The following is a 12,686-nucleotide window of genomic DNA, read 5'->3' as shown; positions in this document are numbered from 1 at the left end:
GTGTATATTATGTTACCACAAGGATTAATTGTGTCATGCCAAGCATTACCTGATGAACCGCTACACTCGTCATTTATCATGTCAAAAATGGCGTTAGCAGCTTATGAAGGCGGCGCTGTTGGTATTAGAGCAAATTCTAAAGAAGATATTATAGCGATTAAGCAAGAGATTAATATACCTGTAATTGGTATCGTCAAACGAGATTACGATTATTCTGATGTATTCATTACTGCAACCAGTAAAGAAATTGATGAATTAATTGAAAGTCAATGTGAAGTCATTGCTTTAGATGCTACCAAACAAACACGTCCTAAAGAATCATTAAAATCGCTTGTATCCTATGTTCGAGTAAAAGCACCTCATATTGAAATTATGGCAGACATTTCAACACTAGATGAAGCAATTAATGCTGATAAACTTGGTTTTGATTATATTGGCACTACTTTACACGGTTATACGTCATATACTAAAGGTCATATTTTATATGAAAATAACTTCCAATTTCTAAAAGATGTATTGGCACATGTCGATGCGAAAGTCATAGCTGAAGGCAATGTCGTCACTCCTGAAATGTTTAAAACTGTGACAGATTTAGGTGTACATTGTACTGTTGTTGGTGGTGCCATTACACGCCCTAAGGATATTACCAAACGATTTATTAACGTTTTAAACACATAAAATTAAAGTAGCTGAGACATTATTGATGAATGTCTCAGCTACTTTAATTTTATTATTATACCGCTTCAGCAATAAATATTTTACGGTCTTCCCATTGATTCGTTTGTTCGTTATAGTTGTCACACGTTATTAATGTAAGCTGCTGTTTAGCCGATTGTTGTTCTTCAAGCACTTCTACGTCTTCTGGTTTTACGTCAAAGATTTTAACAATTCTATACTCATTTTTCTTATTTCCTGTTTTAAAATACACTTTACTGCCTACTTTTGCCTCTGGTAAGTTTGAAAATTGATAATCTGAACCTCCTGTATAGGTATGGCCAGCAATCGAGATGTTTTGATCTTCTAATGATTCATCAGCCTCAGCAAAGCTGACCCCTCTATTGAGTTGTTCCGGTGTAGCAGGTCCTGGATAGACTGGCGTTTTAATATCTGCATCTGGTATTGATAAATAGCCAGCCATTTTCGTTTTATCTTTAGGAATTTCAACTTCTTGATTTTTATTTTTCAAAGTATCTTTATCATAAGTTTCTATCTTTGTTGCATCATCTTTCTTTGTTAAATAATCATCGATATGTGGTTTCGCAAAAAGGTAAATCGCCGCTAAAATAAGTAATATACCTACCACAGTAATCAGGTGATTAGTCCATTTCTTCATCTTTTTTGTTTCTCCTTTTGAGCAATTTCATATTTAAAAGTCGTATCAAGTATAGCACAATTCATTAATTATATTTATTAATATAAAATCATTAAAAGCATGTATATATCCACGTTAATTTTCATAACAAAAAATTGCACCTTGCATAAAATAAGTGTTAAATAAACATATGACATAATATAAAAGATCGTGGGGGGATTTTTATGATAAGACAAGCAGTTAAATCAGATTTACCAAATATATTAGACATTTACAATGATGCCATTTTAAATACCACAGCCGTATATACTTACAATCCGCAGACACTTGAATCGCGCGAGGCTTGGTTTGAAAATAAATCAAAGAATAACGAGCCTATTTTAGTTTATGTGGAACATGACGAAGCTATTGCCTTTGCAACTTATGGTTCATTTAGGGACTGGCCAGCTTACCAATATTCTATTGAACACTCAATTTATGTAAGTAAGTATCACAGAGGAAAAGGCATCGCTTCGAAATTATTACTTGAAATCATCCATCATGCACAAAGAAGTGGCTATAAAACATTAGTTGCTGGTATAGATGCTACAAATGATTACAGTATTTATTTACATAAAAAATTCAATTTCACACATTCAGGTACAATACAACAAGTAGGTTATAAATTCGATAAATGGCTAGATCTTGCATTTTACCAATTAGATTTAAATAATTTTGACAAATAATATATAACTAAAACATGTTTTTCAAAAATCAATACTTCTATAATTTCAAACTGAAATTAGGAACGAGATTTAAACATAATTTCTTCGTATAGATTTCGTTCTCTTAGCCGTAAATTATTAATTTGTTTTGTTATTAAGACTTAGTGGTATTAATTATAATGTATTGATTTATTTTGAAGGAAGTGTTTATATGGCAGTATTTTCAAAAGATGAGCGTGTGAAAATATTATCAGATGTTATTGAAATTCAGTCTGTAAATGAAAAAGAACTTGATGTTGCTCATTATTTGCAACAACTTTTTAAAAAACATGATATTCATACAGAAATTCTAACGTTGGATGGTGAATCTTCCCGTGCTAACCTTATTGCAGAAATCGGAAACGGTAAACCTGTAGTCGGCGTTTCAGGACATATGGACGTCGTAACAACAGGTGATAGCGATAAATGGCATTATGATCCTTTCAAATTAACTGAAGATGATCAAGGAAGATTACACGGCCGTGGTTCAGCAGACATGAAATCCGGACTTGTAGCGTTAGCAATTAGTTTAATTGAAATTAAAGAAGCAGGTCTATTGAAGCAGGGGTCTATTCGCTTTATGGCTACAGCTGGTGAAGAAGTCACAAGTAATGGAGCCGCCTTGTTACATGAAAAAGGCTACATGGACGATATAGACGCATTATTAATTGCAGAACCATCTCAAGATGGCATTGTCTATACACACAAAGGTACGATGGACATACAAGTTACTTCTAAAGGGAAATCGTCACATAGTTCCATGCCTGAGCTAGGCTTTAATGCAATTAATCCTTTAGTTGATTTCATTCATTATTTAAATAAAGAATATAACAAAGTGGACGCAAGTAGTGAGTTATTAGGCACTCCTACGATGAATTCAACAATTATAAATGGCGGAGACCAAGTTAACTCTATTCCTGAATACGCTGAGTCGCTATTTAATATGCGTACTATTCCACAATTTGATAATAAAAAATTCGAAGAACTATTCAATCGTATTAAAGAAAAAATTGAAAAAGAAAGTAACGGAGACATTACTGTAAATCCTTATGTTAATCGTGACCCTGTTTACACTACAGGCGATAACTCATTTTTAAAATTGGCTAAATCTTTAGGCGACGAATATTTCAACAGAAATTTAGAAGTAACTTCTTCTACTGCAACTACAGATGCTTCTTATTTAATGAAAGACAAAGATGAAGATTTCTCATTTGTCATGTATGGTCCAGGTGAAACAGGACAGGCACACCAAGTCGATGAATACGTATATAAAGATGTATATCTTACATTCATTGATTTGTACATTCAATTATTAACAGAGCATCTAAATACAGAGCATCTAAATCAATCTAAATAATGTTTGAGTTCAAATTTATTAAACACGAAACATTATTAGTATTACAATCTACTTAGCCTTGTTCGGGGCGGGAAAACGAATCATAAATTTTGATTACGTCTTCCCGCCCCTATTTTTATAAAAGTCAGTTGTACTTTTAAGTACTCATTTAACTATTAAAGCCTTATCTTTTATTCATTTCTAACCATTTAACCATTTCATTTAAATTATTTACTGTCATAGTTGGAGATTGTCCGTTATAGTCAAAATGTGATTTACTACGATTTACCCATACTGTATCAAATCCAAAATTAGCTGCACCTGAAACATCCCATGCATTTGAGGAAACAAATAGAATATCTTCACGCGCCATTTGATAATATTTCAGTATTAAGGAATAGCTAGCAGGACTAGGCTTATATTGCTTTATCTCATTAACACTGATAACCGTATTTATATACTTATTAATTTCGGAATTGTCGACTAAAGGCATTAACATATTGTCATTAGCATTTGATAATACACCAACTTCTAAGTTTTTCGAATTTAACTCCGACAGCACTTTTGGAATTTCTTTAAAATAATCTAAATCTAAAAATGCTTCAAAGAGTTGATTTACATCTTCTCTATTGTATTGAATTTCATGAACATCTAATACATACCGCAGTGATTCTTTAGTCAATTCATCAAAAGGAATATATCTTTGCATCACTTGTCTTAAAAACATATGCTCTAACTGAGTTTTACGCCAAAGTTGCGAAATGGATTTTGCTTCTACTTCGTTGAATTGATCCATATCGTTTTTTAGCGATTTCATATCAAATATTGTACCATAAACATCAAAAATAATAGCTTTATACATATATAACCTCCCTTTCTTGATAAAAATCAGACTTACCTACTGTTTAGCACGTTTAGACTAAGTTGAAACAGTTTTAACTTAATTTCAATTAATATTTAATAATTAATTTTACTTTTCCTATTTATTTTATAAACTTTTGCGTCTACTAAAGACAAAATATGAAAATAACAAATCATTCGACAAACTATTATTTAAAAGTAAAATTACAAATACTTAAGATTAATTACTTCCAAATGGGATATAGAGAACTAAGGGAGGAGGCTGGTTGTGATGCGAAAATTATTTTTTGTTGATTTGTTAAACCTATTTCTTATTGCAGTAGGTTACATGTTACTAATCACATTAGTTTTATTTTCATTTGATTTATTTGAAATCGAAACAACCGGTTCACTATTTTTAAATACACTAAGTAGTGCAACAGTTGTTAGTCTATTTAGCAACGAGATATTTAACGGTTTATTTACTTTGTTTTTCTTTATCTCTGTATTAATATTTTTATACAAAGCAATCGATCTTTATAAACAAAACAGATAGCTTACTTTGACTAGTACGTCTCTAAATAATAAATTGGTAGCAGTATCTAATTATGTTCAATTATTTTTAACTACTTCTATTCAAAAACTATTTAATTTTATATTGCAAGGTTTTGATTTTGTTTATATAATATTAATATAGAATGTCTAATATATCATAAGGTAGTAACGTGCCATTTATCATCATAGTTATATTCCATTCCCAGAATTAGACTTTATGCACCCATTTTAAGACATGATATATCACAACATTCTAATCAAGTAGATTATTGCTACTTGAAAAAATAAGATCTAAAGTTACTTTCAGGCAGTAGCTTTAGATCTTATTCATATTCTGCCTTCTTATCAACTTTAGTGAAGTTATTATTTTATCCCCTTCTTTTTAACCTTTATCCCCCTAGTTTAATTATGAAATTCAAACCTTTTTACTAAAAGCATAACAATTTAACATCCTTTGTGATCGTATTACTCTCTTTACAAAATATTTTTTTACTCACTTTTATAAACTTTCATACTCTGTTATATAGCATATATCAATATAACTATTTATTTTTTTACTATATCACTAAAATTTTATTAACAAATATACCCTTAGCTTCTTTTCACAATGACATTTTATTAATCTAAGCATTCATTTTATTAATGTTATTAGTTGTCTACCTTTTTTAAAGTATAGAGTTGTACAATAGGCATACTACTACAAGGTAAAAGACTCATATCTAGATAAAGGTGATATTTTTGATTAGTACGCTATCTATTAGGAATCATTATACATCTGAATTAACAAGATGCATCAATGAAATTGTTATACTGCTCCCATTAAACAAACCCTGTAAGATCAATTTAAATGGAACAACTATTACAGTCACTGATGGCATAATTGTTAATAATGCAGATTTATATCAAATGTTAGATGTTCAAGAGCTATTAGAGTTAAAAATCCCTTTACCACTTTTTATTGAAAAAGATACCAATATTTCAAAATCATATTTCGATTTTAACCGTATTCAATTTGTAGAACAATTTAGGAACTTAGTTCTAGAAAGCATACACCAGCCCATCCAAGATGAGTTCAGTATGAATATGTATATATCTAGTATTATTGAATTCTTATTAAGAGAAGCACGGGTAATGTTAAATAACATCTACATACCTTATTTAAATACTAAACACCCATTAGTAGGTCGTATTACGAAATACATTCACGAAAATATATGCGAGACATTAAACACAAAGCATTTATCTCAAACGTTTTATATTTCACAGTCGTATATATCCATACTATTTTCTAGTAATATCAACATAAATTTTAAACATTATACGACTTCATTAAGAGTTGCTTTATCCCTATATGACCTTATTCAAGATAATAAAAGTATCTATGAAGTCGCTATTAAATATCGCTTTTTGAATGTAACAACTTATTCTAAACATTTTAAATATTACATCCATATGCCACCTAAAAAGTATATTTTTTTATTTAAAAAGGGTCATTATAAATCGCCATATAAATTAGTTTCGAATAACGTAACTTCAAAGAATTACTTGAATAGCATCCAAGAACCAACTATGCACACAAATAACTCTGATTATTCATTAAACCTTTCAAAACTGTCATTTAATAATTGCTTCAAACCCATGACTACACTTATTCAATTAGATGATATATATACCTTGAATCATTTTTATGAATCTCATATAGTGGGCAATGATTCTACGACGATGTTTTCAAAAATAAACTTTTGTGTATTAGATACTCATTTGAAGCAATTAAATGCATTAAGTGCTCAACAAATCATACATACAATTAAACAATTAATGCTAAAGGGTCATCAGTTGACTATTAAAATAACTAACCTATCTTTACGTCAAACTCAAAAATTTTCAGTGGCTAAATTACTAACTGAATTAGCCACTAATTCAGCTCAAATAACATTACAATTCGAGTTTTCTTATAATGGTTTTAATGAGCTTTCAAATTTTATTGAAAAAGTCCATCTCAAGTACCCGATTATTAAAATTGGTACGACGATTGATTGCATAATTAAAAGTAAAAATACTTTACCTCAAATGCTACATCATATCACTTCGATTAAAGCAGATTTTTACTATATTGATTTAGATTTGAATAGATTTTATAGATTAATGGCACCTAAGCTAGTAAAGTCACAAAAAAACTATAATTTAAAACAAGTACTCTTAATATTTATTAGCCAATTAGGTATTGAGCATGCAAATAAATTAATTTTAACTCATTTGACTCATAAATCCTTACAAGATTACTACAACACATCTAGCCAACAGACACACATTTTATTAACGCGTTTTTTAGTTGAATTAAATCAAAGTATCTGTGGTTTGGGTTACCCTTACTATACCGACGATAATGATAGAATTATGCTGTTTAATAAGTTTCATTGTCCAATGCCGATTGTTCATATTTATAGCTTTTTAAAGGTTTTTTTCAAACAACAAGTCGCCTTACTGCCTAACGCAATTATATGTAAAACAAATTGCCATTATCATATTTTATTATTTAGTAACATAGAAAAAACGTCTTGTATCGTTAAAGTAAATCATCATTTCATCAAATCATTTCCAGTGTTCTCAAGACTTTTAAATAAAGATCATGGAATGATTACAAATTTGATACCTTCAAATATAGATCAGAAACTTTTTGATTTAAGCTGTATAGAACAAATCAATAGCGCTAATTATCCACTATCGAAATTGAGTTTACATTACTATAAAGAACCTTTGATTTATAAACTATCTCAATCGTCTATTCAATATATTATGATCGCCATGAGTTAATAACAAAATAAGGCCAAAAACAAATTCACCATTTGTTTTTAGCCTTATTTTTAATTTGAACAATTACTGTAATATTTAAATTTCAAAAAAGTTCTGTAACTTTCTTAAATGTTCATTATCCAATGGGTATTGATCTTTAATACATCCCTTTTCAAGATGTAATACTTCGTCTGCACATGCCATCAATAATTCATAATCATGTGTAATAACTAATACTGTGTGCCCTTGATTAGCTAAACGATTAAGGATTCCACTTATTTCACGCATACGTTGACCATCTAATCCACTAGAGGGTTCATCAAAAATAAGAACCTCTCGTTTAGTTTCTACAGCACTAGCAATAGCTAAGCGCTGCTTTTCTCCACCTGAAAGTGACAACGGGTGCCTATCAACATGTTTTGATATTCCATACTGTTCTAAGCGTGATTGAACCGATGCATCATTTAAGTTATTATTACTTAAACGTAATTCCTCAGCAACACTTTCAGCAAATAATTGATTATTCACATCTTGAAAAACCATATACACATGATCTAACCTTTGATTGCGTTTTAATATCCTATTATTTATATCGATATGTCCTTTAAATTTACGTTCTACACCGGTTAGACATCGAGCAAACGTCGATTTCCCGGAACCGTTAGAGCCTATAATAGCTGTTACTTTGCCTTGTGGTAGTTCGACTTTAGAAATATTAAGTGCATATGATTCCTTAGCTTTATAATTAAAAATAAAATTATGTAATGTTAATTTTTCTTCGCTATTGTTGTAATTTAAACCTTTAGGTTTCATATCATCTAAATGTATCAATCTTAATCCTAAAAGCGTTAAATTGTCATGCGTTAATGCGTTGAATGAGCCATTATCGTAAATTTCACCAATCTCACCATATTTCATCACTACAAAACGGTCGACGACATCTATCAATTAATGCAAACGATGTTCAGCAATGATAATTGTTTTACCTTCACTTTTCCACTGCTCCAACAACTGACGTAATTTAGTGATTGTAGTAAAGTCCAAGTTAGATGAAGGCTCATCTAAAATGATAATTTCGTGTCCACTTACTTGTATTGCGGTACAAGCGATAAGTTGTTTCTCCCCACCGGACAGGTTGAATATATCTCTATCTAATAAATGGTTCACCTTCAGTACTTCAGCACTATGGTTAATATTAGCTTCGATACGTTGTGGATTAACACCGTAGTTTTCCGGTTCAAATGCTAACTCACTCGTTGTATTCAAACAAAAAAATTGTGAACGAGGATTTTGAAAAACTGAGCCACTTATCTTGGAAATCTCATAAATCGATTGCTGACGTATATCCTTTCCATTGACTTGAAAAGTCCCCTCAATATTACCATGATATAGATGTGGTACAGTACCATTTAGAATGCGTGTCACTGTAGTTTTTCCACATCCTGATGCTCCTGTTAAACAAATAACCTCACCCCTATTAATAGTAAGATTAATATTATTTAGCACCTTTTCTCCATTTTCATAATTAAACGACATATCCTCAATTCGAATCATATTTTAACCTCACACTATATAATAAGTTACACATAAAATCAGTATCATGCTGATAAATAACCAATCTATCCAACGCATTTTTAGCATTACAATAGATGTTCTTTTATGTATTAAATTCAAACCACGGGTAATCGATGCAATAGTCAATTCATTCCCAATTTTTACGACGCTATTTAACAATGGAACAACACGGTATTCGAAATACTGCAGTGGTTTTTTAAACGCAAAACGCAATGAAATACCTCTCATCTTCATTGCATCTTTAATCGACGCTGATTCTGACTGAATCGTTGGTAAAAATCTAAACATTACAGCCAGAGGAATCGTAATTTTTCTTGGTATTTTCAGACTTTCTAAACCCTCAATAAGCTCTTCAACTTGAGTTGTCTTAAAAAGGTAATAACCCATTACGAGTGAAGGTAAAAAACGAGTAATTACGCCTGAAGGGACAAAGATGAGTAAAGTAGCTATTTGACTTTGATTAAATGTAACAAACGCTTCGCCATACCATGCGCTAATTGTAACAATGATGCATAGCCATCCAAGCAGATGTTTACCAATGAGTAGAACCAATAAAGATGGTATTAACATTACAAGTAGTCTTAAGAAAATTTCATTTCCTGTTACACCACCAGTTAATGAAATAAGTGAAACGATTATCATGACTCCTAGCTTCACTCTAGGATCTAAATTAAATATATGACTTTGATTTTTTACTTTGTTATTCATACTAAATCATACCTGCACGCTTAAAATGTTTCTTCAATATACCTTTAGCGATATAAACACCTATCAGCGCTCCAATAATTGTTGTAACAATTATGACAGGAATCATCTCGATTGAAAATAATGCAGCTACCGTAGCTTCGTACTCTGAACCGTATTTCTCTTGTATAAAGGCTAGATATGACTGTCTCATAAAATAAAATGGTAATAAATTGCCTATTGGCCAAAACGAGAAGATAATATAACCCACACCATTTAATTTCCAACTTTTATAATGACCTATCGCCATAATAGCGTCTGCTAATATAACAATTGGTACACTTAAAATTAATGCCATCCAAGGATGACCCATAATTGCTAATATCAAACTTACTACAATGCCACAAATCGATAGTGCGCCAAACTTTTGCGTTTTCGTAATAAGTAACATAATCGGTATACCACCTATCAAGCCTATCATAGCAGGAAGTAATAACATAAATATTGGGATTATGCCTAAAATACCTGGTGGTGCTATAAATATAAAATATATCGCCGTAAAGATACCTATATTTATTAAATCTTTAATATCTATTTTACTTTTTTTCATCAGTAACTCCCTCTTCACATAAAACTAAAATTGGGATGACTCAGAAAATTATATTTAAATAACCTCTTTTACCATCCCATGCCGTCACTAGAAAAAGAATACAAGAGCTAACTCACTTGCCATATCTCATTATGAAACTAAAATGTTAATATACAACTTAACTTATGCTTTATATCCCTATTAAAAATACGTTTATTTCAAAGATACTATAATTGAAAATTATTATCAATGACATCGGTTTATAGGTCTCTAATTGTTTATAAAGTATACAATAGATTATTGAACTTTCTATAACATCACACTTATATATAAAGCAAAATATAGCTCTGATTCTTAGTCATCACTGCTATATTAATATTAAGGGGTAGGATAGAAACCAAATTAGAAAATTGATTTCATATTCCTACCCACAAGGTAGCTCACTATAACGATAAACATTTATGATCTTAGCATTTATCGTTATATCGCTTTTTATTAAATTATACTGATTAATATCTTAAATTAAAATATTGTGATTCCAAAGTGAAATTATTTTTAAAATTTTTAGCTTTAATTTTATCGTTAAGCGCTATATTATAAGTCATTTTCTCTTCAGATTGATGAGCAGTCATGTAGCCATACATAAATGTATCTGGCAGTAATACAGTTGTTAAACCTTCGGACAAAATATAGTTAAATTCTAAACTACTAAGTTGAATCGTTTTACTATCTTTTATCGTAACTTCAATCATATCGTTTAATTGGTTTTGAGTTACATAAAATGATAGGTTGTCGAAATCTTTTGTGAAGTACGGAGTAAAACGGTAATAATTGTCATTTAGTAAAGCAATCGTACTCGTTTCTTTACCATATGGATACTTTAAGCGTTTACCGCCAATACGTTTTTCAACACTCATATTATCTACTCTCATCTCTAAAAACGCATCCCAAACTTTTTCTTTAATTAAATATGGCATAATATCCTTCATAGAAGCATTAAATTTAAAACGTGTTTGATCATTAATAGCTAAAGGTATATAAATCAATTCTTTTTTATTACGTGATACTAACTTTAGTTGTATCATAGAAGCCACATGATTAGGGTTGATGATTGAACTTAAAAATTCTAACTCCAATTCAAAACCTTGTTCATTAAATTTAAACTGCGTCATTCTTATATCAGGTTTCATTAATTTATTGAATATAAAGTAAGGTTCTTCACGATCAAATTGAATTTGCAGTACACCTTGTTGCGCACTGAAATTATAAAACTGACCATTATTAAAGCTTTCTTCAACAATTTGATAATGTTTCATATCTTTTTTGCGCGCATAATATAACAATGGTTTCAGTGAATCTCTCACGATATCATCTACTTCGGTAGGTACTTTTTGTATAAAGTCACCTAACGCATCCATCCAAGCTTCTTTTTTATCATCTGCTATTTTAAGTGAGAAATTATTTGTTCTTGAAAATGAAAAATGGCGATCTAAAAAATATCCTAATATTTCATGTCTATTCTCTAAATGGCTATTCAAAATTTCTTCTGTAATTAATCCCATAACTTTATAAAAATCTTTCGGCGACACATATGCCGAGCTCATATGTTCCCCTTCTCGCTTAGTAGCATAATAGTACGTTTTATCTGCCAATACAGCTATTTTCTTTGCGTTAACGTATGCTTTCATTGTAAACAGTTGATCCTCTGCACTACGTAAATCTTCTGGAAACTCAATATGATTATCTCGTAGTAATGATGTACGATAAAACTTAGTGGGGCTTAATGTATAAATAATACGTGAATTAGCTAATGTGACATCATCGTTTGTTTCTTTAAACATAGATTTGGGAACGCCACGACCATTTACACCCTCCATTTTAACTAGAACTACATCAGCTTGATTACCTTCAACAAATTTTGACACATCATTCAATGTATCTGGATGAATGTAATCATCTGAATCTACAAAGAACACATACTCTCCTTGAGCCATATTTAGAGCTGTATTCCTAGGCTTTCCAGGCCCACCCGAATTGGCTTCAAGTTGTTTTACAGTTAAATTCAATTTATTTTTATAAGACGCTACTACCTCTAAAGTGTTATCTGTAGAACAATCATCTATCAGTAGAACTTCAAAGTCTTTCTTATCATATTTTTGATTCTGTAAACTATTCAATAGTTCACCTACATACTTTTCAGAATTGTAACTTGGTACTATGATTGAAAATTTCATTGATTTATCCACCTTATAAAAATGA

12 protein-coding genes are annotated in these 12,686 nt (G+C 30.6%); 5 read left to right on the top strand and 7 right to left on the bottom strand.

Features of this window, described 5'->3' with window-relative positions; genetic code table 11:
• The first annotated feature begins 9 nt into the window (after window positions 1-9).
• Complete coding sequence (locus ACM591_RS03165) at window positions 10-678, top strand: N-acetylmannosamine-6-phosphate 2-epimerase (RefSeq protein WP_135059155.1); 669 nt, start codon at window positions 10-12, stop codon at window positions 676-678.
• A 55-nt stretch (window positions 679-733) separates the two neighbouring features.
• Here the strand turns inward: ACM591_RS03165 and srtA are convergent, their stop codons facing one another.
• Window positions 734-1,333: a class A sortase SrtA gene (gene srtA, locus ACM591_RS03160; protein WP_029378234.1), complete on the bottom strand. Its 600-nt coding sequence runs from the start codon at window positions 1,331-1,333 to the stop codon at window positions 734-736.
• A gap of 203 nt (window positions 1,334-1,536) precedes the next feature.
• Here srtA and ACM591_RS03155 point away from each other — a divergent pair, with 203 nt between their 5' ends.
• Both ACM591_RS03155 and ACM591_RS03150 read left to right on the top strand, forming a co-directional pair.
• The gene (locus ACM591_RS03155) at window positions 1,537-2,037 is read left to right on the top strand and encodes a GNAT family N-acetyltransferase (protein WP_042362023.1); all 501 of its coding nucleotides are present in this window, start codon (window positions 1,537-1,539) and stop codon (window positions 2,035-2,037) included.
• Between the two features lie 190 nt (window positions 2,038-2,227).
• Window positions 2,228-3,412, top strand: a complete 1,185-nt coding sequence (locus tag ACM591_RS03150; protein ID WP_326026667.1) for an ArgE/DapE family deacylase — start codon at window positions 2,228-2,230, stop codon at window positions 3,410-3,412.
• A gap of 163 nt (window positions 3,413-3,575) precedes the next feature.
• On the opposite strand, the gene ACM591_RS03145 is transcribed toward ACM591_RS03150, so the two are convergent.
• On the bottom strand, window positions 3,576-4,253 hold the full coding sequence (locus tag ACM591_RS03145; RefSeq protein WP_029378231.1) for a haloacid dehalogenase type II: 678 nt from the start codon (window positions 4,251-4,253) through the stop codon (window positions 3,576-3,578).
• 270 nt (window positions 4,254-4,523) lie between these two features.
• Here ACM591_RS03145 and ACM591_RS03140 point away from each other — a divergent pair, with 270 nt between their 5' ends.
• Complete coding sequence (locus ACM591_RS03140) at window positions 4,524-4,787, top strand: hypothetical protein (protein WP_029378230.1); 264 nt, start codon at window positions 4,524-4,526, stop codon at window positions 4,785-4,787.
• A gap of 728 nt (window positions 4,788-5,515) precedes the next feature.
• Window positions 5,516-7,600, top strand: a complete 2,085-nt coding sequence (locus ACM591_RS03135) for a helix-turn-helix domain-containing protein (protein ID WP_418354420.1) — start codon at window positions 5,516-5,518, stop codon at window positions 7,598-7,600.
• Between the two features lie 75 nt (window positions 7,601-7,675).
• On the opposite strand, the gene ACM591_RS03130 is transcribed toward ACM591_RS03135, so the two are convergent.
• The 5 genes from ACM591_RS03130 to ACM591_RS03110 all read right to left on the bottom strand — a co-directional run bounded on the left by ACM591_RS03130 (window position 7,676) and on the right by ACM591_RS03110 (window position 12,661).
• Window positions 7,676-8,527 carry an ATP-binding cassette domain-containing protein gene (locus tag ACM591_RS03130; protein WP_326026668.1) on the bottom strand — a complete coding sequence of 284 codons (852 nt, stop codon included), beginning with the start codon at window positions 8,525-8,527 and terminating at the stop codon, window positions 7,676-7,678.
• Window positions 8,528-9,133 carry an ABC transporter ATP-binding protein gene (locus ACM591_RS03125; RefSeq protein ID WP_326026669.1) on the bottom strand — a complete coding sequence of 202 codons (606 nt, stop codon included), beginning with the start codon at window positions 9,131-9,133 and terminating at the stop codon, window positions 8,528-8,530.
• Window positions 9,134-9,142: 9 nt separating this feature from the next.
• The gene (locus ACM591_RS03120; protein ID WP_029378227.1) at window positions 9,143-9,862 is read right to left on the bottom strand and encodes an energy-coupling factor transporter transmembrane component T; all 720 of its coding nucleotides are present in this window, start codon (window positions 9,860-9,862) and stop codon (window positions 9,143-9,145) included.
• A 1-nt stretch (window position 9,863) separates the two neighbouring features.
• Window positions 9,864-10,448 (bottom strand): MptD family putative ECF transporter S component, encoded by a 585-nt coding sequence (locus tag ACM591_RS03115; protein ID WP_225489467.1) that lies wholly within the window; start codon window positions 10,446-10,448, stop codon window positions 9,864-9,866.
• Window positions 10,449-10,936: 488 nt separating this feature from the next.
• Window positions 10,937-12,661 carry a glycosyltransferase family 2 protein gene (locus tag ACM591_RS03110; protein WP_058626030.1) on the bottom strand — a complete coding sequence of 575 codons (1,725 nt, stop codon included), beginning with the start codon at window positions 12,659-12,661 and terminating at the stop codon, window positions 10,937-10,939.
• Window positions 12,662-12,686 lie beyond the last annotated feature (25 nt).

Source organism: Staphylococcus sp. Ze2, from assembly GCF_048568365.1.
In the GTDB taxonomy this organism is placed as follows: domain Bacteria; phylum Bacillota; class Bacilli; order Staphylococcales; family Staphylococcaceae; genus Staphylococcus; species Staphylococcus xylosus.
This window is presented reverse-complemented; position numbering and strand designations above follow the sequence as displayed.

Coding starts and splice junctions, on each gene's coding strand:
- ACM591_RS03155 (WP_042362023.1), top strand. CDS start 1,537: ATGATAAGACAAGCAGTTAAATCAGATTTACCAAATATATTAGACATT.
- ACM591_RS03110 (WP_058626030.1), bottom strand. CDS start 12,661: ATGAAATTTTCAATCATAGTACCAAGTTACAATTCTGAAAAGTATGTA.
- ACM591_RS03120 (WP_029378227.1), bottom strand. CDS start 9,862: ATGAATAACAAAGTAAAAAATCAAAGTCATATATTTAATTTAGATCCT.
- ACM591_RS03125 (WP_326026669.1), bottom strand. CDS start 9,133: ATGATTCGAATTGAGGATATGTCGTTTAATTATGAAAATGGAGAAAAG.
- ACM591_RS03140 (WP_029378230.1), top strand. CDS start 4,524: ATGCGAAAATTATTTTTTGTTGATTTGTTAAACCTATTTCTTATTGCA.
- srtA (WP_029378234.1), bottom strand. CDS start 1,333: ATGAAGAAATGGACTAATCACCTGATTACTGTGGTAGGTATATTACTT.
- ACM591_RS03150 (WP_326026667.1), top strand. CDS start 2,228: ATGGCAGTATTTTCAAAAGATGAGCGTGTGAAAATATTATCAGATGTT.
- ACM591_RS03115 (WP_225489467.1), bottom strand. CDS start 10,448: ATGAAAAAAAGTAAAATAGATATTAAAGATTTAATAAATATAGGTATC.
- ACM591_RS03145 (WP_029378231.1), bottom strand. CDS start 4,253: ATGTATAAAGCTATTATTTTTGATGTTTATGGTACAATATTTGATATG.
- ACM591_RS03165 (WP_135059155.1), top strand. CDS start 10: ATGTTACCACAAGGATTAATTGTGTCATGCCAAGCATTACCTGATGAA.